This is a genomic window from Exiguobacterium sp. RIT594 (assembly GCF_003339585.1).
In the GTDB taxonomy this organism is placed as follows: domain Bacteria; phylum Bacillota; class Bacilli; order Exiguobacteriales; family Exiguobacteriaceae; genus Exiguobacterium_A.
This window is the reverse complement of sequence record NZ_QPKF01000002.1, coordinates 236510-259524: the sequence shown is the minus strand read 5'-3', so window position 1 is coordinate 259524 and position 23015 is coordinate 236510. Positions and strand designations below refer to the sequence as shown.

The following is a 23015-nucleotide window of genomic DNA, read 5'->3' as shown; positions in this document are numbered from 1 at the left end:
GAAACAATAAGTCAACAACTTTTTGAAAGAAGTTTTTCTCTTGTTTCCGGCAGTGCGCTCGTCCTCTTAAGGACAAGAAATAATATACCATGGGATTTATTATTGTACAAGTGTTTTTTTATAAAAAAAGAAAAACTCTTTTTTCCATCGAATTTATGACGAAAAAGAGAGCGTTTCTTCTATATATAGTACACATGAAGCTGGCCTTTAATCCATAAGCTGAATGATGTTCAGTTGCCGTTCCTCCATCAAGTCTTTAACAATACGCTGATTATGTTCTTCATACGTAATCACCGGGCGGTCAAATACACTGTTTTTTCGGAGGACCGTTGCAATCTTCCCGTTACTCATCAAGACGCGATCACCTGATTCTATCGGTAATAATAACTGTCCAAGAAGCATGACATACTTCGAATCGTACTGCATAGGTCGCGCTTTTAAATGACAGTACGCATCATAGACCTTATAAGCTTCACGATACGGGCGCCAACTGGTCATGGCTGCAAAGACATCCGCTACGATGAACAGTCTCGTATGATCCATGATTTTATCCCCTTTAACTTTCAAAGGATATCCGGAACCGTCCAGCCGCTCATGATGTTGAACGATCAAGCGTTTCACTGTATCGGAGATGATGTTCTCTTTTTGTAAGGCTTGGAACGCCATCGCAGGATGACGGTGAAAGATTTCTTGTTGCATCGCTTCATACCGCTTTGTGTGACGCCATTCCATGATACGGGCCAATCCACAGTCCGCAAAATAGGACGCCACCCATAAATCATGAATCATCTTGCGCTCTTTTCCGGCTGCTTCCGCAAGTAATTGAGCAATCGCTCCCCGGTAAATCGCATGTCGCACGGTGTACGCTTCTGTTCCTCGCTCCAGGAAGTACGGTAAGATATCTTCCCGTCGCACCAGGTCCGGCATGGATTCCTTCACCCATCTCAACGCATCATAGACATTTGGAACTAATCCTTGTTCCCAGGAAGTGAATACCTGATTGTAGGTTTCAATCAACGAATCAAATAGACTGTCTTCTGCTATCTCTTCCAGTGCCTGATCGGTCATCGATGCTTCCATCATCCCTTCAGGCCGTTCCTCGATATCTACTTCTTTAATCAAAAATCGTTTGATTCGTCGTAATTCATCTGCTCCAATCTTTTTTCCAGCTTCAACGATTGGAATATCCGTATGTAAAAACAGAGACTCGGTTATCCGGTCACCAAGAATAAGTCGCTCACTTGCCACGCGCATCGTTGTCTCGTTCCTTCCCTTGAGTGATTTTTTAGAAAAACAGCAGAGTAAAGACAAGATTGTCCCCACTCTGCTGTACGTCGTTCTACTTTGTTTTATTCTTCTGTCTGCTCAGCATCGCTGTTCATCTCAGAAGTTGAAACGGTCTGTTCTTCCAAACTCGTTTCGCCTTCTTCTAATACAGCATTTTCTTCCTCGACAGCATCTTCTTTTTTCAGTTTTGCAACTGTCGCGACACGATCGCCTTCTTCGATTCGAATCACTTTGACCCCTTGTGCGTTACGTCCGACACTTGAGATGTTTTGTGAATCGGTCCGAATGACGATGCCGCTTTCCGTCATGATCATGATGTCATCATCGACATCAACAATCCGGAGCGCAACAATTTGTCCGACACGGTCTGTCACTTTACTGGCAATCAATCCTTTACCGCCACGTGACTGGGTGCGGAACTCTGTCATTGGTGTCCGTTTCCCGAAACCTTTTTCCGTAATGACAAGTACATCCTGCTCATCACGGGCCAGTTCCATTCCGATGACGATAGCGTCTGCCGATAAGTTCATCGCTTTGACGCCTCGAGCACCACGTCCCATTGAGCGAACGTTCGTAATTGGGAAGCGGATGGCTTTTCCGGTATTCGAGACAGTAAAGACCTCATCTTCCGTCGAAGCAAGACGAACCGATGTCAATTCATCATCTTCAAACAGACGAATCGCAATCAATCCATTTTTATTGATCCGGGCGTAAGCAGATAACGGTGAACGTTTGACCCGACCTTTGCGTGTCATAAAGATCAACGATTTCTGTTCATCCTGCATCACTTCTTCTGCATCGAGCGCTTCTTCCGGTTCTTCAAGACTGTCCGGTGCCTCTTCCGAAGTGACTTCGACATCAATGATGTTCTCGGTCGCTTCCGCTGCCTCTTGTTCTTCAAGGTAACGTTTGAAGTTGACCGGAATCATCGTTTCGACCTTCTCATCGCGTTCGATTTGAATCAAGTTGATGATTGGTACACCTTTCGAAGTCCGGCTCATCTCCGGTACTTCATACCCGCGAATCCGGTAGACTTTTCCACGATTCGTAAAGAAGAGAATCGTATCATGTGTCGAACACGACAACAGACGGGTTACATAATCCGTATCGTTCGTGCCGATTCCTTGGACACCGCGTCCGCCACGGCGCTGCGCGCGGTACGAATCCGTCGTCAAGCGTTTGATGTAGCCGCTGCTCGTCAACGTAATGATGATATCTTTTTCCGGAATCAAATCTTCATCTTCGAATTCGATGTGGTCCATCCGAATTTCAGTCCGGCGTTGATCGTTGAAGCGTTCTTTCACTTCTTCGAGTTCTGTCCGGATTAATTCAAGCAAGACTTCATCGCTTTCGAGGATTGTTTTAAGTTCCGTAATCAATTGCATGATTTCGTCATACTCCGCATCAATCTTCTCACGTTCAAGTCCCGTTAACCGTTGCAGGCGCATATCAAGAATCGCCTGTGATTGTTTCTCGGATAAGGCAAACCGGTCCATCAACTGTTCCCGGGCAGCATCCGCAGTCCGATTGGCGCGAATGATCTTGATGACTTCATCGAGATGATCAAGGGCAATCCGTAAACCAGCTAAGAGATGTTCCCGTGCTTCTGCTTTCTCGAGATCAAACTGCGTCCGGCGACGGACGATTTCTTTTTGGTGCTCGAGATAGTGATACAACATTTCTTTCAGCGTCAATGTACGCGGACGGCCACTGACGATTGCCAGCATGTTCACACCAAATGTCGTCTGCATCGACGTTTGTTTATAGAGGTTGTTAAGAATGACACTCGCGTTGGCATCACGGCGAATCTCCATGACGATACGCATACCGCGGCGATCGGATTCATCACGTAAATCAGTGATACCTTCGATTTTCTTCTCACGGACGAGATCGGCAATCTTTTCAACGAGACGGGCTTTGTTGACCTGGTACGGCAACTCCGTCACGATGATCCGTTCACGATCTTTTTTCGTCTGCTCGATTTCGGCTTTTGCCCGAACGATGATCGATCCGCGTCCGGTTTCATAAGCACGTCGGATTCCGCTGCGTCCCAAGATCTCACCGGCTGTCGGGAAATCTGGTCCTGGAATATGCTGCATCAGTTCGGAAATCGTGATGTCCGGATTATGCGACAAGGCAAGGACACCATCGATGACTTCACCGAGTTGGTGAGGCGGAATGTTCGTCGCCATCCCGACCGCAATCCCGCTCGAACCGTTGACAAGTAAGTTTGGGAAGCGGGATGGTAACACTTCTGGTTCCCGTTCCGATCCATCGTAGTTATCTTTGAAATTGACGGTATTTTTATTGATATCGCGAATGATTTCCATCGCGATTTTTGACATACGGGCTTCCGTATATCGCATGGCAGCGGCTGAATCGCCGTCGACAGAACCAAAGTTTCCGTGACCGTCGACGAGTTCATACCGGTAACTGAAGTCCTGCGCCATCCGAACCATCGTGTCGTAAACAGCAGAGTCACCGTGCGGGTGATACTTACCGATGACTTCACCGACGATACGGGCAGACTTCTTATGCGGTTTATCCGCGCGGATACCAAGGTCATTCATCGCATATAAAATACGACGATGACCCGGTTTTAAACCGTCACGGACATCCGGTAAAGCACGTGCGACGATAACGCTCATCGCATAATCCATGAAGGATGTACGCATTTCTTGACTGATGTTGATATCTTTAATGATCCCTTGTTGATCGGACATTCGTATGGCCACCCTCTCTATTCAACGTTAAATATCCAAGTTCTTCACATAGTGGGCGTGCGACTGGATAAAGTCACGACGTGGTTCTACCTGGTCTCCCATCAAAATGTCAAAGACCTCATCTGCTTCGATCGCGTCCTGTAATTCGACACGCAGCATTTGACGACCACTCGGATCCATCGTGGTTTCCCACAGTTGCTCCGGATCCATCTCACCGAGACCTTTATAACGCTGAATGTCGTATCGTGCGTTTTCCGGAAGTGCTGCTAATGCTTCGTTCAACTCACGTTCGTTGTGCACGTACGTGATGTTTTTCCCTTGTTTGATTCCATAAAGCGGCGGTTGGGCAATGTAGACGTAACCGTGCTCGACCAGCGGACGCATGTAACGGTAGAAGAATGTCAATAACAGTGTCCGGATGTGGGCACCATCGACGTCGGCATCGGTCATGATGATGACTTTGTGATACCGAGCTTTTTCGATATTGAATTCAGAACCGATACTTGTTCCGAGCGCCGTAATGATCGTCCGGATTTCGTTACTGCCGAGGATCTTATCAAGGCGTGCTTTTTCGACGTTCAAGATCTTACCTCGGATCGGTAAGATGGCTTGGAAATGACGATCACGTCCAGATTTCGCTGAACCACCCGCCGAGTCACCCTCAACGATGTAGATTTCGGAAATCGTCGCATCACGTGATGAACAGTCGGCAAGCTTTCCTGGAAGTGAACTCACTTCAAGGACTCCTTTGCGTCGTGTTAATTCACGGGCACGTTTCGCAGCCATCCGGGCACGGGACGCCATCATTCCTTTTTCGACGATTGCACGGGCACTTGTCGGGTTCTCCATCATGAACTGTTCAAACGCAGACGAGAACAACGTATCCGTTGCCGTCCGTGCATCCGAGTTCCCAAGCTTCGTTTTCGTCTGTCCTTCGAACTGTGGATTCGGGTGTTTGATCGAGACGATTGCCGTCATCCCTTCACGCACATCTTCCCCGGACAACGTACCGTCGGCTTCTTTCATCAGACCGAATTTTTTCGCGTAATCATTGATGACACGTGTCAAAGCCGTTTTAAAACCGGTTTCGTGTGTTCCACCTTCATGTGTCGGGATATTGTTCGTGAACGAGTAGATGTTGGCTGCAAAACCATCGTTATATTGCAATGCCACTTCAACTTCAATCCCGTCCCGGTTACCGTGTACATAAACCGGTTCTTCGTGGACGACTTCTTTCGAACGGTTTAAATGCTCGACGTAAGACTTGATTCCGCCTTCGTAATGGAAACTGCGCGTAATCGGTTCATCCGCACGATCATCCGTAATTTCGATCGTCAGTCCTTTATTTAAGAATGCCAGCTCACGAAGTCGTGTCGCAAGCAGATCATAATCGTATTCGAGTGTTTCCTGGAAGATTTCATCATCCGGGAAGAAACGAATCATCGTCCCGGTTTCTTCCGACGTGCCAATGATATCTAAATCCGCAGCAGGTACACCGCGGTGATACGCCTGGTAATACAGTTTTTCATTCCGTTTGACGAAAACTTCAAGTTTCGTCGAGAGTGCGTTAACGACAGATGCCCCAACACCGTGAAGACCACCGGATACTTTGTATCCGCCGCCGCCGAATTTACCGCCGGCGTGAAGGACTGTCAGGATGACTTCGACTGCCGGACGTCCCATTTTTTCCTGGATATCGACCGGGATTCCCCGTCCGTTATCTTCAACCAAAATCGAATTACCCGGTTCAATCGTAACTTTGATCGTATCGCAATACCCTGCAAGTGCTTCATCGATCGAGTTATCGACGATTTCCCATACTAAATGGTGAAGCCCCTTCGATGCAGTCGATCCGATATACATACCCGGACGTTTCCGAACGGCTTCTAGACCTTCAAGCACCTGAATCTGATCGGCACCGTACCCTTGTTCTAATTCCATATCTTCATGATTACTCATCGGTTTTCTCACCTACTATTTCTTTGTATGATGTCTCTTCCAAAATGACGGCCCCCTGTTTCACGTGGAACAACTTCGCCTGTTTGATCGTTTCATGTGCGATTCCATCGACACTCGTGGTCGTCAGAATGGTTTGCACTTTTTGTTGCATCGTATCGAGCAAATGGGTTTGACGATGATCATCGAGCTCGGATAAGACATCGTCGAGAAGTAGCAACGGATATTCCCCCACTTCTTCATGAATCAATTCAATCTCTGCTAATTTCAAAGAGAGTGCTGCTGTCCGTTGTTGTCCTTGTGAACCATAGGTCTGGACATTCCGACCGTTGACTTCCATTTCGAAGTCATCCCGATGCGGACCGAACAGGGTCACACCTCTTCGGATTTCGTTTGTCTTTATTTTACCAAACTTCTGCATGTAAGAAGCAGTCATTCCTTCAACATCGAGCAAATCATTGCTAAATGTATCCGAACGGTAAATAAGGACGAGCTGTTCCTGTCCACGACTGATTCCTTCATGAATCGGACGTGCCCACTTTTCGAGCTGGGCAATGAAGCGATGACGGCGCTGAACGATTTTAACGGCAAGCGTAATCATCTGCTCCGTCAAGACATCGAGGAACGTCTCATCTCCACCTTTGATCGATAACTGTTTCAGCAATGCATTCCGCTGTTTGAGAACTTTTAAATACTGACTGAGTTCATGTAGATAGACCGGACTGACCTGACCAATTTCCATATCCAAAAAGCGACGTCTGATTTGTGGACTGCCTTTGACGATGTGTAAGTCTTCTGGTGCAAACAGCACGATATTCAACGCACCGACATAATCACTGAGCCGGCGCTGTTCGAGATGATTCAGCTTCGCTTTTTTACCGCGACTCGAAATCGCGATTTCCTGCGAGTGAGATCCTCTTTTTTTATGAATCCGTCCTTCGACACGAGCTGTCTCGGCATCCCACTGGATCAATTCTTTGTCATGCGTCGTCCGGTGAGACTTCGCAAGGGCAAGAACATAGATCGCTTCCAGGAGATTTGTCTTCCCTTGCGCATTCTCTCCAATCAGCACATTCGTCTTTTCGGAAAAAGATAATTCCAACGACTCATAGTTGCGATAGTGACTGAGCCGGACCGAATCTAGTCGCACGTTAGTTTCCCTCGTTCTTAATGATGAACTGACCGTAATCTTCTACGTCAATCACATCTCCATCCCGTAATTTACGACCGCGTCGCTGATCGACTTCACCGTTGACAAGAATGGGTACCTCGGCGAGGAACGGTTTAGCTTGTCCACCGCTCGAGATGATATCAGAAAGTTTCAGGAACTGACCTAATGTGACATATTCTGTTGAAATCTTGATTTGATTCATGGTTTGACTCCTCCTACCTACATATTATAAATGACGTACTCTTTATTGTACTAAAAAACTTACGATTTGGCAAAATGAACGAACGTATATACGGATTTCAAAAAAAGCCCAAGGAACATAGAGGGTTCCTTGGGTATGAATCATGCTGTCCGAACAGGAAGAATCAGTTGCAGGACGTTGTCTTGGTCAACCGGATGCAGGATGAACGGTCGGATCGAACCGGTGAACTGGATTTCGATATCCGTCGCATCGAGTGCCTTTAACGCATCCATCATATATTTCGAGTTGAACGAGATTTTCAGTTCTTCTCCTTCAAGCGATAAGATACTGACTTGTTCCGACACTTTACCGACTTCCGGTGAGTGCGAAGAAATTTCGACTGCCGTCGTGCCTTCTGCTGCGAACTTGATGACGTTGTTGCGGTCTTCCCGTGCAAGCAGTGACGCACGATCGATTGCTTGAAGTAATTCCTTCGCATTCATGCGGACTGCCGTGCGGTACTCTTCCGGAATCAAACGGGATGTATCCGGATAGTTGCCATCAAGCAGACGCGAGAAGAATAAGACGTGTTTCATCTTAAACAGGATCTGTTGATTCGTAATCGTAATGTCGACGTGACCATCACTAAGTAATTTAGATAATTCGTTTAAGCTTTTTCCAGGTACGATGACGTTTTGGAACGAAATCTCATTGTCCGTCTCAAATTGTGCCCGTCGTAACGCCAGTCGGTGACTGTCTGTCGAGACGCATGTCAAGATGTCCTTGTCCGCCGAGAAGTTAACACCCGTCAATACAGGACGTGTTTCCTGTACAGCAACGGCAAAACTCGTTTGACGGATCATTGACCGTAACAAATCAGCCGGTAAACGGAACTGTTGTCCGCCGTCAACTTGCGGTAAGCGCGGGAATTCATCAGGATCAAGTCCGTTCAGATGAAATTCTGCCGTACCCGATTGAATCCGTGTCATGAAGTTTGGTGAAACTTCAAGGATCACTTCGTCTGTCGGTAACTTCTTGACGATATCCCCAAAGAAGCGGGCATTCAAGACGACACTGCCTGCACGATGGACCGTGACATATGAAGTACCATTCTCTTCCGCATAGATCGTCCGTTCGATTGAGATTTCCGTATCGCTTCCTGTCAGCGTCATACCGTCTCCGTGGGCTTCGAGTTTGATTCCCGTTAAGATCGGAATCGTTGTCCGGGATGAAACAGCTTTTGCTACATCTTGAATTGCTTGGATTAAAGTATCCCGTTGAATTGTAATATGCATATTGTCGTTAAGCTCCTCTCAAAATGGGCGTTACATCATCATAACATAATAATATATTTTTTTAATAATAGTATTAGGGGCTGTGGATAGTGTGGATAAGTCGGTGGATAACTTGGTATAGAGCCAAAACGCGTGTGGATAACTTGTGGATAACTAGCCTCTTTTATCCACAGCTTATCCACAGGTTTACGAATGTTTCAATTCATGCTTGATTTGTTCGATGACTTTTCCCGTTTCTCCATCCGATTTGACAAGTGTACTGATTTTTTCGTGTGCATGAATGACGGTCGTGTGATCACGTCCCCCAAACTCCTCACCAATCTTCGGCAATGAGCTTTCTGTCATCTCCCGCGACAGGTACATGGCAATCTGCCGGGGGAAAGCAATCGACTTCGTCCGTTTTTTAGCTTTTAAGTCATCAAACGGCAGATTAAAGTGTTTACTGACCGATTCCTGAATATCACGAATCGTGACTTTCCGTGGTTCACTCGCAGGCATGATATTATGCAATGCTTCAGCGGCAACATTCGGATCAATGGTGCGTCCGACCAGGTTGGCGTAGGCAATGACGCGGGTTAAGGCCCCTTCGAGTTCCCGAATGTTCGTATCGATCTGGCTCGCGATATAGAGCATGACTTCATTGGAAACATCCAGTTGTTCCGCATTCGCTTTTTTACGAAGAATCGCAATTCGTGTTTCGAGATCCGGTGGTGTGATGTCTGTAATCAAACCCCACTCGAAACGGGAACGCAACCGGTCTTCAAGCGTCGGAATTTCTTTAGGTGGACGGTCACTCGAGATGATGATTTGTTTCTGATCGTTATGCAAGGCATTAAACGTGTGGAAAAACTCTTCCTGCGTCTGCTCTTTTCCGGCAAGAAACTGAATATCATCGATTAATAGAACATCGATGTTGCGATATTTATTGCGGAACTGAACCGTTTTATTATCCCGAATGGAGTTGATGAAGTCGTTCGTAAACTGTTCAGAGGAAACGTACGCGATTTTTGTCCCCAGCTTCTGGTCCTGAACATATTGACCAATCGCATGCATCAAGTGCGTTTTCCCCAGTCCGACGCCACCATAGATGAAAAGCGGATTGTACGCTTTAGCCGGGGCTTCCGCTACAGCTAACGAAGCAGCGTGTGCAAAACGATTCCCTGATCCGATGACAAACGTATCGAACGTATATTTTTCATTCAACTGTCCGAGTTCACTCATGACCAGTTCATCAGAGGACTTACGGGCCTTTTGTGTTTTAGTCTTCGCCGGTGCGACTTCGATCACTTCTTCTTCCTCATTTTGACGATCGAGCATATGTTTTGCTTGACCTTCCTCGATGAACTGAATATCAAGCCGGCTTCCTGTCACTTCTTCGACGGTATCTTCTAATAGAGATAAGTACTGACGTTCCAACCAGGTGACGGTAAATGCGGCTGGTGCCGAGACGATTAACGTCGTGCCGTTGAGCGTGACCCCTTCGGTAGACTTTAACCACATGTCGTAACTCGCTTTTGGGGTACGTTGTTCTTCCTCGATTACAGATAATACATTGTGCCAAAGTTCGGCAGCGTTTTTCATAAATACCCCCCTTTTTCTATCATGATATAAAAAACTATACACAGCTTTATGCACAGGACAAAGTTAATGAAGGAACACGACTTATCCCCAGAACATAAAAACTGTGGATAACGTTATCCACAGGGGCTGATTTCTGTGTATAAAGTTATCCACAGGTTGTGTATAACTTGAAGAATCAATTTGTCTTACGTTCTTGTTATGCACAATTAGTGTATCAAATGAAATGAGGTCTGGCAATGCTTAGAACGATTTATCCACAAGTAAATCCACATATACACAGGCAGTTACCCACAGGCTGTGGACAGTGTGGATAAACTGTGGATAAGGTGTGTATAACTTTTCGAAAGAGGAAGCGTTCAGAAATAGTTATGCACAAAATGAAAAAAGTGGCTTTAAAAATTCTAAAAACAAACCTTGACGTTGATTTTAAAAAATACTATTGTAGACAAAGTGATGAGTTATCCACGGAAAGTGTGGATAGTGTGGATAAGTCTGTGGATAGTTTGAAAAAGGGATTGTTTGATTCGTTTTCCATTCCATCCGATCGACAAATCGTATCGTATGATATGAAACCGACTGGGGAATCCTATTTTCACGAATCCCGTCATTTTTTGCTGAAAATGCTTGTGATAATTCTTCTGAACTTTCATTGACAAGGTCACTTTTGCTTTATATAATGTACAAGACTGCCTTAAAGTAGAAAACGATGATTTTTATAGAGTAATTTTTAAAGGAGGTGCAGACTAATGAAACCAACTTTCAACCCAAACAACCGTAAGCGCAAAAAAGTTCACGGATTCCGTGCGCGCATGGCAACGAAGAGTGGCCGCCGGATCTTGGCTGCTCGCCGTCTTAAAGGCCGCAAAGCCTTGACTGTATAATCGAGCGATGATGAGATCACTTCTGGCGCTGCCTGAAGTGATCTTTTTTTTGTAGTTTTAAGGGATGTTCGTGCTTTTGTCACAAGACCCCTCTCGCAGAGCGGGTTTGTTCTATGATATGATGAAAGACGACGAATTTTCGTGATGACAGGATGGAGTGTGATCAAGGTGAAGAAGGAATACCGCGTCAAGAAAGACAAGGAGTTCCAAGCGGTGTTTACTCGGGGAGCCTCTGTCGCAAATCGGCAATTTGTCGTATATGCACTAAAGAAAGAGCAGCAAACTCACTTTCGGATTGGTTTATCGGTGAGTAAGAAAATCGGGAATGCCGTCGTTCGCAACCAGGTCAAACGGTATGTGCGTGAAGCATGTCAGCTTCATGAAGACTCGTTAGCCCCGAATTATGATTTTGTGATCATCGCACGCAATCCGGCTGCGAAGATGACTGCTCAAGAAGTTGCTGACAGTTTACGCCATGTCTTTAAACGATCCGGTGTCTGGAAGCGACAGGTAAAATAAACGTGTAGTATATCCTGTTGATTTGTAGCGGCCACTCGCCTGCTTCTATATATAGATAGAACTTCGAGGACCGACCACGTGTAAACATTACTAGGAGGAATTATGAACAAGAGAACTAAGATTTGGCTGACTCTCGGATTGATGTCCGTACTCGCGGTCGTTCTATCCGGTTGTACACCTGGGACATACGGAACAGGTGAACCGATTACTGGTGACACAGAAGGCTTCTGGAAACATTACTTTGTTTGGCCGATGGCTTGGCTCATTCGTGAAATTTCGCATTTCTTTAATGGGGATTACGGAATCGGAATCATCGTCACGACGTTACTTGTTCGTCTCGTCATCTTGCCGTTGATGATCAAACAAACGAAAAGTATGGGTGGTATGCAAGTTATCCAGCCAGAAATGATGAAGCTTCGTGAGAAGTACAGTTCGAAAGATCAGGAAACACAGCAAAAACTGCAACAGGAAATGATGAAGCTGTACCAAGAGCACAATGTCAATCCGCTTGCCGGCTGTTTACCGATCTTGATTCAAATGCCGATTTTGATTGCCTTCTACAACGCAATCATCTATACACCGGCGATTTTCCAACATACGTTCCTCTGGTTTGATCTTGGAAAACCGGATCCGTATTTCATCTTACCGATCCTGTCTGCTATCTTTACGTATCTGCAGCAGAAACTCTCGATGGCGGGACAAGATGACAATCCACAGATGAAAATCATGTTGTACGTCTTCCCGATCATGATCTTCGTCATGGGTGTAACGTTACCATCTGCCTTGTCGCTGTACTGGGTCGTCGGTTACATCTTCTCGATCATCGTCACGATTGCCATCATGAAGCCAATGCGTGAGAAAATCAAAGCGCAGACGGAAGCAACGATTGCTTCAAAACGCGAACAAGAAGCGGCGAACGCTGCTCCTGCTCCGAAAAAACCGAAAAAGAAACGTTAACAATAAGTAAGAGCGATACTCCGTTTTACAGAGTGTCGCTCTTTTTCTTTTGCGCTATTTCGTGTATAGTTGTCACGTTATACCCATTTAAATAGTCCTGAACATTAAATATAGAAAAGATTGCAGAAAACGAGGTGTGAATAACTGATGATGGAATTTGATACGATAGCCGCGATTTCGACGCCGATGGGTGAAGGTGCAATTGCGATTGTCCGTTTGTCCGGTCCTAAAGCAGTCGAAACAGCCGATCGCGTCTACCGCGGTGCCAACCGATTGAACGAAGTCCCGACACATACGATTCATTACGGCAAATTGGTTGAACAGACGACAGAACAGGTCGTCGATGAAGTGATGGTCAGTGTCATGCGGGCACCGAAAACCTTTACGCGGGAAGATGTCGTCGAACTGAATTGTCACGGCGGAATCGTTGCCGTCAATCGGGTACTCGAACTGATTCTCGAACAACCGGATGTCCGGCTCGCAGAACCGGGTGAATTTACGAAACGGGCTTTCCTGAACGGTCGGATTGACTTGTCACAAGCAGAAGCCGTCATGGACTTGATCCGGGCGAAAACAGACCGGGCGATGACGGTTGCCGTCGGTCAAATCGAAGGACGCCTGTCAAAACTGGTCCAAGATTTACGGGAACAATTGTTGCAGACGATTGCTTCGATTGAAGTTAACATCGACTATCCGGAATATGATGCCGAAGAAATGACGCAGCAAATCGTCCAAAAAGATGCAGGCGAGGTCCGCCGGATTCTAACGGAACTGTTGTCGACAGCGCGACAGGGAAAAATCCTGCGGGAAGGCTTGTCGACAGCGATCATCGGACGTCCGAATGTTGGAAAATCGTCTTTGCTCAACACATTGGTGCAAGAAGCAAAAGCCATCGTCACCGATATCGCGGGGACGACACGGGATACGATTGAAGAATACGTCAACGTCCGCGGTGTCCCGCTGAAGTTAATTGATACGGCCGGCATCCGGGAGACGGAAGATATCGTCGAACGGATGGGTGTCGAGAAGTCCCGTCAGGCCCTTAACTCAGCGGACTTGATTTTACTTGTCTTAAACGGGAACGATGCATTGACGGAAGAGGATGTCTTGTTATTCGAAGCGATTCGGGGCATGAACGCCATCATCATCGTCAATAAAAGTGATTTACCGCAACAGATTGATCTCGAGCGCGTAAAACAGTTGGCAGATGACCGTCCGATTGTCACGACGTCCCTGCTGGAAGAAGCCGGAGTCATGGATCTTGAAGCGGCCATTGCGGCTCTCTTCTTTGAACAAGGGGTCGAGGGGCAGGATATGACGTACGTCTCGAATGCCCGTCACATTCAACTCATTAAACAGGCGAGCCAAATGATTGAAGATGCACTTGGTGCGGCAGAAGCATCGATGCCGATTGATATGGTCCAGATTGACTTACGCCGGGCGTGGGATACACTCGGTGAAATCAATGGCGATACGGCACAGGACAGTTTACTCGATAAATTATTCTCACAATTTTGTTTAGGAAAATAAATGTTGTCAGGTTGTTGATTTTTAAAAGGAGGAACCACAGTTATGGCTTATCAAGCAGGCGAATTCGATGTCATCGTCATCGGAGCCGGTCATGCAGGAATTGAAGCATCTCTTGCAGCCGCCCGTATGGGTTCAAAAACCGTCATGTTGACGATGAATCCCGACATGGTCGGATTCATGTATTGTAATCCGTCAATCGGCGGTCCGGCAAAAGGAATCGTCGTCCGGGAAATCGATGCCCTCGGCGGAGAAATGGCACGGGCAATCGACGCGACGTATATTCAAATGAAGATGCTCAACACATCAAAAGGTCCGGCTGTTCGTGCACTTCGGGCACAGGCGGATAAATTCGAGTATCAAAACCGGATGAAAAAAGCACTTGAAGACGAACCGAATCTGTTGTTACGTCAAGCACTCGTCGAGCGGTTAATCATCGAAGACGATACGTGTGTCGGCGTCGTGACGAATACAGGAGCCGAATACCGGGCAAAAGCGGTCATCATCACGACCGGAACTTTCATGCGTGGGAAAATCATCATCGGTGAATTGTCGTATGAGAGCGGTCCGAACAACCAGATGCCGTCAGTCAATCTTTCGAAACATCTGGAAGAACTCGGTTTCGAGCTCGCCCGTTTCAAAACGGGTACACCACCCCGGATCGACGGGAAAACGATTGATTATTCGAAAACGGAAATTCAACCGGGTGATGCTGTCGCATTGCCGTTCAGTCATGAAACGACACAGATGATCACGGAACAGATTCCATGCTGGTTGACGTATACGACTGAATATACGCACCAATTGATCGATGCGAATCTCCATCGTTCCCCGATGTTCTCGGGAATGATCAAAGGAACGGGTCCCCGTTATTGCCCGTCGATTGAAGATAAGGTCGTCCGGTTCAGTGATAAACCGCGTCACCAGATTTTCCTTGAGCCGGAAGGCCGTGATACGGAAGAAGTCTATGTCCAAGGACTGTCAACGAGTCTGCCGGAAGATGTCCAACACGATATTTTACGGTCGATTCCAGGACTTGAGAAATCAGAGATGATGCGTCCCGGTTATGCGATCGAATATGATGCAGTCGTTCCGACGCAACTCTGGCCGACACTGGAAACAAAACGGATCGCCGGACTGTTTACAGCCGGACAAATCAACGGGACAAGCGGCTACGAAGAAGCAGCCGGACAAGGCATCATGGCCGGAATCAACGCGGCACTGAAAGTTCAGGAAAGAGATCCGCTCATTCTGTCCCGTTCACAAGGGTATATCGGTGTCATGATCGATGATCTCGTCACAAAAGGAACAAACGAACCGTATCGTCTGTTGACGTCACGTGCCGAATACCGGTTATTGTTGCGTCATGACAATGCCGATTTGCGTTTATCGGATATCGGATACGATCTCGGATTAATCAACGAGACACGCCATGCGAAACTGGCTGAGAAAAAAGAAGACATCCAACGGGAAATGAAACGACTCGAAAAAGTCGTCATTAAAGCAACGAGTGAAGTGAACGAGCGCTTGACGGAAATCGGTGTTTCGCCGTTGAAAGAGGCATTACATGCGATCACGTTACTGAAACGTCCGGAAATCACGTATGCGATGATTGCCGACATGACACCGCCACCGGTCGCTTTGTCTCCGGAAGCAGCGGAGCAGGTCGAAATCCAGGTCAAATATGCCGGTTACATCGACAAACAGCTTGATCAAGTCGAACGGATGATGCGGATGGAGAAAAAACGGATTCCGGAACGTCTCGATTACGATGTCATCAGTGGTCTCGCAATTGAAGCAAAACAAAAACTAAACCAAGTGCGTCCGCTTTCGATCGGACAAGCATCACGGATTTCAGGGGTCAATCCATCTGATATCTCGATTTTGCTTGTTTATATCGAGCAAGGCCAATACGCATTGACTGCGGAGTGAAGAGAATGAACCAACAGCAATTCGTAACCGCATTAGCGGAGCAAGGATTAGACGTCTCAGACCATCAATTGCAACAGTTCCGTAAATACTATGAACTGCTTGTCGAATGGAATGAGAAAATGAATTTGACGGCGATCACGGATGAAGAAGGCGTTTATTTGAAACACTTTTATGATTCGATCACAGCGGCGTTCTATTTTGACTTCACAAAAGTCGAAACCGTCTGTGACGTCGGTGCCGGCGCCGGTTTTCCGAGTCTGCCGATCAAAATCATGTTCCCGCATCTGAAAGTGACGATCATCGACTCACTCAACAAACGGATCGGCTTCTTGAATATGCTCGCAACAGAACTTGGACTTGAAGGCGTTGCCTTCCACCACGGACGTGCCGAAGAATTCGGGAAAAATAAACAGTTCCGGGAACATTTTGATGTCGTGACAGCGCGTGCCGTTGCACGGATGTCGGTTCTTGCGGAATACTGTTTACCGCTTGCTAAAGTTGGCGGTCAATTCGTCGCTTTAAAAGCCGCGAAACTGGGTGAAGAACTGGAAGAAGGCGCGACAGCCTTGAAGGTATTGGGTGGAAATTTGCGGGAAAGTTTCCAATTCCAATTGCCAGGAGAAGAAAGTGAGCGTAATATCGTAATTGTCGATAAAAAACGATTAACACCCGGGAAATATCCGCGTAAAGCAGGTACACCGGCAAAAGATCCACTGGGTTAAACACCGTTTCACGTGAAACGATGACTGATGAAGGCGAGGTACACCAACGTGAAGAATGCAATTGCCAAACTGCTCGGTAAGGGAGGACAAACCGTTTCCCTAGAGCTGGATCCACAAGATACCGTCCGTGAGTTAAAGTTAACGGAATTGGTCGCCAACCAGTTCCAACCGCGGACCGTCTTTGACGGGGAACGGATTACCGAACTAGCGACCACGATTGAAGAACATGGTTTACTGCAACCGATTGTCGTCCGAAAACAAGGCGAAGGATATGAAATCATCGCCGGCGAACGCCGTTTTCGGGCTGTTCAATCGCTCGGATGGGAGACGATTCCCGCTATCATTAAACAGATGACAGACGAGACGACGGCTGCCCTCGCACTCATCGAAAATCTACAACGTGAAGAATTGACGCCAATCGAAGAAGCGGAAGCATACGCGCGGTTGCTTGTCATGCAAGAAATCACACAGGAAGTGTTGGCGCGCAGACTCGGACGGAGCCAGTCGACGATTGCGAATAAGCTTCGTTTGCTTCGGTTACCGGAAACGGTTCGTGAAGCCCTGAAACAACGGAAAATCACGGAACGTCATGCGCGGGCCCTCCTGCCGTTAAAAGCAGCTGACTTACAGCTTCAGGTTTTGGTTGAAATCATTGAACGGGAATGGAACGTCAAAGAGACGGAACAACGGGTTGAACGGTTGTTGACACCAAAAGTTCCTAAAAAACGTCATAAAAGTTTTGCCCGGGATACACGAATTGCCTTGAACACGATTCGTGATTCCGTCGATATGATTGAACGGACCGGTTTGACGGTCGAAAAAGAAGAAGTGGATTGTGAAGAATATGTCGAGGTGCGGATCCGCATCGTGAAGGCACGTCCGTAAACTAGCGGTCGTGCCTTCCGCTACGTTTAGGAGAGATTAGCATGAATGAAATACCGATTGGAGCCATCCGACCGAATCCGGGGCAACCGCGGAAACAGTTCCACGAGAAAGCGTTGGCAGAACTCGCCAACTCCTTGACACGCCATGGAATGATTCAACCGATCGTCGTTCGTCCACGTGAGGGGTTTTACGAAATCATTGCCGGTGAGCGACGTTATCAAGCTGCAAAACAAGCCGGATTTAATCGTGTCCCGGTCTTGATTATTGAAGCGAACGAAACCCGTGTCATGGAACTGGCATTGATCGAAAATATCCAACGTGCCGATTTGAGTGCGATTGAAGAAGCGATGGCGTACGCCGAGATGCTCGAAGAGTTTAACATCACACAGGCAGAGCTTGCGAACCGGGTCGGAAAAAGCCGTTCCCACATCACGAACAGTCTCCGTTTACTGCAGTTACCGGTCGAGGTCCAGCAAGCCGTCATGGAAGAACGGTTATCGATGGGACATGCACGGGCCTTATTGTCCTTAAAACATCCACTGAAGATCGAGCGGATGGCGGAACGCGTCATGCGTGAAAACTGGAATGTCCGGCGCCTCGAGCAAGAGTTGCGTGAAAAAAAGCAGGTACGTCCGGTAAGTAAGCAGTCGACCGAACTGGATTTCATCGAAGAGACGTTACGGGAACGGATGGGAGCGACTGTCCGCATCAAGAGGACGAAACAAGCCGGAAAACTCGAAATTGATTTTACGGACGAGGACGATTTAAACCGAATTCTCGAACTGCTTTTACCTGAAGAAGATTAACAGAAAAGGATCCATTCCAGTATGACACTTGGAATGGATCCTTTTTTGAAACTTACTGGATAAAAGAAAGGAAAAATGCTGTCCTTAAATTGAACGTGGTGTGAAGGAGATGGTCGTACGTGTTGTTTCAGCTGCTAATTTCGTATCGAGCAAGGCAAAACTATCAGCGACGAGTTCAGCCAACTCATAAACCAGATGGAGGCGTGTATTTTGAAGGATCATCATTTCCATGAAGCCGCTGACATTGACGACAGCTTTAATATTAAAATCACCGACAGCCGGTAGTTCCTTTTGGACACCGGCACCAGGAGCAAGCGGACCTTCCGAGAAGAAGACATGACCGACACTTGACAGGCGCCCGAGACAGGCATCGATGGCGATGACGAGCGGACGATAGTGCGTCGTTTGAATCGAATGAATGGTTTCGGCCAGATTCAAGGCGTGGACCGGTTTCGCTAATGTCCCGTAAACATGCATGTTCGCTGGCCGGTTTTTTTCCAGAAAGGTTCCGACGAGCGGTCCGAGTGAATCGCCGGTCGACCGGTCGGAACCGATACAGACGAGGACGACGGGACGGTTTTCCTTCATGGTGCTGACTTGTTCATGTAATTGTTCTGCCAGTCGTTCCTTGGCGAATGGTTCCGTATATTCTAAAAAGAAAGAATAGGGCTTTTTTTCGTGAGAATGAAAACGGAAATTCATCTGGATCATCCTTTCTTCTCCTGGTGTCAGCATCCTGGTGTCGTGGTGAGAGTGAAGGCATTCTGTAATGATTTTCCTTTCCCGGTTTTTGTGAAAATCTAACGTCAAAATCGGTTCTTTGGTTGAAAGTCATTTAAAATCACGTATACTGTCGTAATAGAGAGAAGTCGAAAGGATGGAGAGAATGGCTACCAATAAAGACGTACAGGATTCAGTCGCTCAAGTGGATCGGATTTTTGCACAAGTTATGGACGCAGACATGTGGATCCGCTTTGGACTGAAATTGTTGATCGCCCTGATTATCATCGCCGGTTTTTATGTACTGATGCGTATTTTAACAGGTGCGGTTTCGCGATTATTTACGATTCGAAAAATCAATGAGCATGATTCGTTGGCGCAACGCCAAAATGAAACATTGTTGAAACTGCTCCAAAATGCTATCCGTTATGTTCTTGGTATCGTCATGCTCTTGACGGTGCTCAGTCAGTTCGGGATCAACATTACAGGCCTTGTCGCCAGTGCCGGTATCGCCGGTCTTGCCATCTCGTTTGGGGCAAAGAACCTGGTTCAGGATATCATTACCGGAGCCTTCATCATCTTTGAGCGACAGTTTAAAGTCGGTGACTTCGTTCGTGTCGGTTTGATTGAAGGAGTTGTCACAGAACTCGGAATCCGGACGACGAAGTTAAAAGGATTGAATGGAGAAATCCACATCATTCCGAACGGACAAATCTTACAGGTGACGAACTTTTCCGTCGACAACAGTTTTGCTTTAGTCGATGTACAAGTATCGTATGAAGAAGATTTGGAACGGGTCGAGCAGGTCTTGCATCAAATCGCTAATGCGACGACGGAAAAATATACAGATATGTTCATTGAGCCGATTCAAATGCTTGGTGTCCAAACACTTGGACCGTCAGAAGTCGTCTATCGCCTGATGGCAGAAGTGCCGCCGATGCAACACTTCCAGGCCGGAAGATTGATCCGGAAAGAACTCAAGCAAGGACTCGAACTGGAAGGAATTAAGATTCCGTATCCACGGATGGTCATGATGAATACAGAACAAGGGAATGGTGGTCAAGCCGATGATGCCAAAAACGTACAATCTTCATGATTATGTCGAAATGAAAAAACAACATCCTTGCGGAACGAACCGTTGGCAAATTATCCGTGTCGGGATGGATATCCGCATTAAATGTCAAGGATGTGGCGCCAGTATCCTGATGCCGCGCCGCGACTTCGATAAGCGTTTGAAAAAGGTTTTACCTGAATGAAGACGAGCAAACCCCTGGTGACCGGAAAAGGTCTTCAGGGGTTTGCTGCTGTTCCGGTAATCAAATAGAAGACTGCTTGGAACTACAGCAAAACGTACATGAAACAATCTTGTCTTTAAAAAAAGAAGACGCATCTCCTTGCTTAAAAAAATTGAACTATCTATAATTGTGAAAGATGTGCTGACGTGGTGTAATCATTCTACCCACTGCGGCCGCTAGCACGGATTTCCTAGGAAATACCGAAAAGGAGGAATTCCAAGTGGGATTAACAGCTGGAATCGTTGGCTTACCAAACGTAGGAAAATCAACACTTTTTAACGCAATTACACAAGCAGGCGTCGAGGCGGCGAACTATCCGTTCGCAACCATCGATCCAAACGTCGGTGTCGTCGAGGTGCCGGATGCACGTCTTCGTAAATTGACAGAACTCGTCAATCCGAAGAAAACGATCCCGACCGCATTCGAATTCACGGATATCGCCGGAATCGTCAAGGGAGCTTCAAAAGGAGAAGGGCTAGGAAACAAATTCTTGGCCAACATTCGTGAAGTCGACGCCATCTGTCAGGTAGTCCGCTGTTTCATCGACGAAAACATTACACACGTTTCAGGAAAAGTCTCACCAATCGATGATATCGAAACGATCAATCTTGAATTGATTCTTGCCGATCTCGAATTGGTCGAAAAACGAATCCAACGTGTCCAAAAACAAGTGAAGTCACGCGATAAAAATGCAGCGGGTGAACTCGAAGCACTTGAAATCGTCTTGGCATTACTGGAAGACGAAAAACCGGCACGTCTTGCCGAGTTAAATGAAGATCAGGCAGCGATCGTCAAGCATTTCCAATTGTTGACGATGAAACCGATGCTTTACGTCGCAAACGTCGGTGAAGACGAAGTCGCAGACGCCGACAGCAATGAAAATGTCCGTCTCGTTCGTGAATTCGCAGCGAAAGAAGGCGCAGAAGTCATCATCATCTGTGCGCGGATCGAAGAAGAGATTGCTGAGCTTGAACCGGAAGAACGCCAAGAGTTCCTTGTTGACCTTGGAATCGAAGAATCGGGTCTTGATCAGTTGATCCACGCAGCTTACAACACGCTTGGTCTTGCGACGTACTTCACAGCCGGTGAAAAAGAAGTTCGTGCCTGGACGTTCAAAAAAGGCATGAAAGCACCACAATGTGCGGGTGTCATCCACTCGGACTTCGAACGTGGCTTCATCCGTGCGGAAGTTGTTGCTTACGAAGATTTAGCAGCTGCCGGAAACATGGCGACCGTCAAAGAACAAGGCCGTTACCGTTCTGAAGGGAAAGAATATGTCTTCCAAGACGGCGATGTCGTCACATTCCGCTTCAACGTTTAAGCGAAGCGAACGAATGGTTATTGCATAAACCAAAATACTTTGATAGTATTAACAAATGTGAGTAATGAATTATTGCTCCTTGCTCGATGAATCGAGCCGCCAGTCCAAGAGGAGGTGACAGATATGCGTAAATACGAAGTACTTTACATCATCCGTCCGGAAGTTGATGAGGAAGCACGAAAAGCTCTAGTTGAGCGTTTCAACAAAGTCCTCACTGACAACGGTGGTACAGTTGAAAAAACAACTGAAATGGGTAAACGTCGTTTTGCTTACGAAATCAATGATATGCGTGAAGGTTTCTACGTTCTTCTTAACGTGACTGCTGAACCAGCAGCTACAAAAGAACTTGACCGTCTCATGAAGATCAGTGACGATATCGTTCGCTTAATGATCACAAAAGACGAGAAATAAGCTGAAACAGGAGAGTGATTCTGATGATTAACCGCGTCGTTTTAGTCGGTCGGTTAACTCGTGACCCTGAAATGCGTTATACGCAGAGCGGGATTGCGGTAACGCGATTCACACTCGCTTGTGACCGTCCGTTTACAGGACAAGATGGGAAGCGAGAAGCTGACTTCATCGATTGCGTCGTTTGGCGCAAGCAAGCAGAGAACGTTGCTCAGTATTTGAAAAAAGGGAGCCTCGCAGGAGTTGAGGGTCGCCTTCAGATTAGTAGCTATGACGATAAAGATGGTCAACGTCGTTATCGTGCAGAAGTCGTCGCGGATAGTGTTCGATTCCTAGAATCACGCAATGCAAGCCGTTCTTCCGATAGTGATAGCTACTCTTCAAATTCAAATACAGGTGGAAACGGAAATGCTGCAGGATGGGGTTCACAGCAACAGCAGAACAACTCTTCCTCGCCAGCACCCGCTTCATCTTCATCGAATTCGGGCTTCGGCGCTGATCCGTTCAGCGGCGGCAGTTCGATCGATCTTTCAGACGACGATCTTCCATTCTAATGGGAACGTCGGACTGAAAAATTTACTCTAAAAAGGAGGTTAATCACATGGCACGTCGTCCAGGTGGAAAACGTCGTCGTAAAGTATGTTACTTCACGTCGAACCACATCACTCATATCGATTATAAAGACGTAGAACTTCTCAAACGTTTCATTTCGGAACGCGGTAAGATTCTTCCACGTCGTGTGACTGGTACTTCAGCGAAATACCAACGTCCACTTACAATCGCAATCAAACGTTCACGTCAAATGGCTTTAATTCCATACGTAGCTGACTGATTACGGTCCAGCGCTT

Annotated in this window: 22 protein-coding genes; 14 read left to right on the top strand and 8 right to left on the bottom strand. The window is 46.9% G+C overall.

Annotation, left to right across the window (positions count from 1 at the left end):
- Positions 1-207: 207 nt before the first annotated feature.
- The 7 genes from DVG79_RS11155 to dnaA form a co-directional block, all read right to left on the bottom strand.
- A complete protein-coding gene (locus DVG79_RS11155) occupies positions 208-1254 on the bottom strand; it encodes an HD-GYP domain-containing protein (protein ID WP_114596784.1) in 1047 nt (348 codons plus the stop codon).
- 95 nt (positions 1255-1349) lie between these two features.
- Entirely contained in the window at positions 1350-4010 is a 2661-nt protein-coding gene (gene gyrA, locus DVG79_RS11150; protein WP_114596783.1) for a DNA gyrase subunit A, read from the bottom strand.
- 27 nt (positions 4011-4037) lie between these two features.
- On the bottom strand, positions 4038-5951 hold the full coding sequence (gyrB, locus tag DVG79_RS11145) for a DNA topoisomerase (ATP-hydrolyzing) subunit B (RefSeq protein WP_214855375.1): 1914 nt from the start codon (positions 5949-5951) through the stop codon (positions 4038-4040).
- A 10-nt stretch (positions 5952-5961) separates the two neighbouring features.
- Positions 5962-7116, bottom strand: a complete 1155-nt coding sequence (recF, locus tag DVG79_RS11140; protein WP_114596781.1) for a DNA replication/repair protein RecF — start codon at positions 7114-7116, stop codon at positions 5962-5964.
- A 1-nt stretch (position 7117) separates the two neighbouring features.
- Positions 7118-7339: a S4 domain-containing protein YaaA gene (gene yaaA, locus DVG79_RS11135; RefSeq protein WP_012368917.1), complete on the bottom strand. Its 222-nt coding sequence runs from the start codon at positions 7337-7339 to the stop codon at positions 7118-7120.
- Positions 7340-7479: 140 nt separating this feature from the next.
- Positions 7480-8613: a DNA polymerase III subunit beta gene (gene dnaN / locus DVG79_RS11130; RefSeq protein ID WP_012368916.1), complete on the bottom strand. Its 1134-nt coding sequence runs from the start codon at positions 8611-8613 to the stop codon at positions 7480-7482.
- Positions 8614-8799: 186 nt separating this feature from the next.
- Positions 8800-10194, bottom strand: coding sequence for a chromosomal replication initiator protein DnaA (gene dnaA / locus DVG79_RS11125; protein WP_114596780.1), 1395 nt, complete (start codon positions 10192-10194; stop codon positions 8800-8802).
- 746 nt (positions 10195-10940) lie between these two features.
- Between dnaA and rpmH the strand changes: the two genes are divergently transcribed.
- From rpmH to DVG79_RS11080, 8 genes are all read left to right on the top strand, one after another.
- Positions 10941-11075 (top strand): 50S ribosomal protein L34, encoded by a 135-nt coding sequence (rpmH, locus tag DVG79_RS11115; RefSeq protein WP_012371910.1) that lies wholly within the window; start codon positions 10941-10943, stop codon positions 11073-11075.
- 168 nt (positions 11076-11243) lie between these two features.
- The gene (gene rnpA / locus DVG79_RS11110; RefSeq protein WP_114596778.1) at positions 11244-11594 is read left to right on the top strand and encodes a ribonuclease P protein component; all 351 of its coding nucleotides are present in this window, start codon (positions 11244-11246) and stop codon (positions 11592-11594) included.
- Positions 11595-11696: 102 nt separating this feature from the next.
- Complete coding sequence (gene yidC / locus DVG79_RS11105) at positions 11697-12551, top strand: membrane protein insertase YidC (RefSeq protein WP_114596777.1); 855 nt, start codon at positions 11697-11699, stop codon at positions 12549-12551.
- Between the two features lie 150 nt (positions 12552-12701).
- Entirely contained in the window at positions 12702-14081 is a 1380-nt protein-coding gene (gene mnmE / locus DVG79_RS11100) for a tRNA uridine-5-carboxymethylaminomethyl(34) synthesis GTPase MnmE (protein WP_199505862.1), read from the top strand.
- A 42-nt stretch (positions 14082-14123) separates the two neighbouring features.
- The gene (mnmG, locus tag DVG79_RS11095) at positions 14124-16010 is read left to right on the top strand and encodes a tRNA uridine-5-carboxymethylaminomethyl(34) synthesis enzyme MnmG (protein ID WP_114596775.1); all 1887 of its coding nucleotides are present in this window, start codon (positions 14124-14126) and stop codon (positions 16008-16010) included.
- A gap of 5 nt (positions 16011-16015) precedes the next feature.
- Positions 16016-16732, top strand: coding sequence for a 16S rRNA (guanine(527)-N(7))-methyltransferase RsmG (rsmG, locus tag DVG79_RS11090; RefSeq protein WP_114596774.1), 717 nt, complete (start codon positions 16016-16018; stop codon positions 16730-16732).
- Between the two features lie 48 nt (positions 16733-16780).
- On the top strand, positions 16781-17617 hold the full coding sequence (gene noc / locus DVG79_RS11085) for a nucleoid occlusion protein (protein ID WP_114596773.1): 837 nt from the start codon (positions 16781-16783) through the stop codon (positions 17615-17617).
- 41 nt (positions 17618-17658) lie between these two features.
- Positions 17659-18423 (top strand): ParB/RepB/Spo0J family partition protein, encoded by a 765-nt coding sequence (locus DVG79_RS11080; RefSeq protein WP_114596772.1) that lies wholly within the window; start codon positions 17659-17661, stop codon positions 18421-18423.
- Positions 18424-18507: 84 nt separating this feature from the next.
- On the opposite strand, the gene yyaC is transcribed toward DVG79_RS11080, so the two are convergent.
- Positions 18508-19134 (bottom strand): spore protease YyaC, encoded by a 627-nt coding sequence (yyaC, locus tag DVG79_RS11075; protein WP_233494589.1) that lies wholly within the window; start codon positions 19132-19134, stop codon positions 18508-18510.
- 175 nt (positions 19135-19309) lie between these two features.
- Here yyaC and DVG79_RS11070 point away from each other — a divergent pair, with 175 nt between their 5' ends.
- The 6 genes from DVG79_RS11070 to rpsR all read left to right on the top strand — a co-directional run bounded on the left by DVG79_RS11070 (position 19310) and on the right by rpsR (position 22999).
- The gene (locus DVG79_RS11070) at positions 19310-20239 is read left to right on the top strand and encodes a mechanosensitive ion channel family protein (RefSeq protein ID WP_114596771.1); all 930 of its coding nucleotides are present in this window, start codon (positions 19310-19312) and stop codon (positions 20237-20239) included.
- Positions 20211-20399 (top strand): DUF951 domain-containing protein, encoded by a 189-nt coding sequence (locus DVG79_RS11065; protein WP_012371900.1) that lies wholly within the window; start codon positions 20211-20213, stop codon positions 20397-20399. The genes DVG79_RS11070 and DVG79_RS11065 overlap by 29 nt, the downstream gene beginning before the upstream one ends.
- Before the next feature lie 259 nt (positions 20400-20658).
- A complete protein-coding gene (gene ychF, locus DVG79_RS11060) occupies positions 20659-21759 on the top strand; it encodes a redox-regulated ATPase YchF (protein WP_026827041.1) in 1101 nt (366 codons plus the stop codon).
- A gap of 123 nt (positions 21760-21882) precedes the next feature.
- A complete protein-coding gene (gene rpsF / locus DVG79_RS11055; RefSeq protein WP_012371898.1) occupies positions 21883-22170 on the top strand; it encodes a 30S ribosomal protein S6 in 288 nt (95 codons plus the stop codon).
- A gap of 23 nt (positions 22171-22193) precedes the next feature.
- Entirely contained in the window at positions 22194-22721 is a 528-nt protein-coding gene (locus DVG79_RS11050; protein ID WP_012371897.1) for a single-stranded DNA-binding protein, read from the top strand.
- Between the two features lie 47 nt (positions 22722-22768).
- A complete protein-coding gene (gene rpsR, locus DVG79_RS11045) occupies positions 22769-22999 on the top strand; it encodes a 30S ribosomal protein S18 (RefSeq protein ID WP_012371896.1) in 231 nt (76 codons plus the stop codon).
- Positions 23000-23015: the final 16 nt, after the last annotated feature.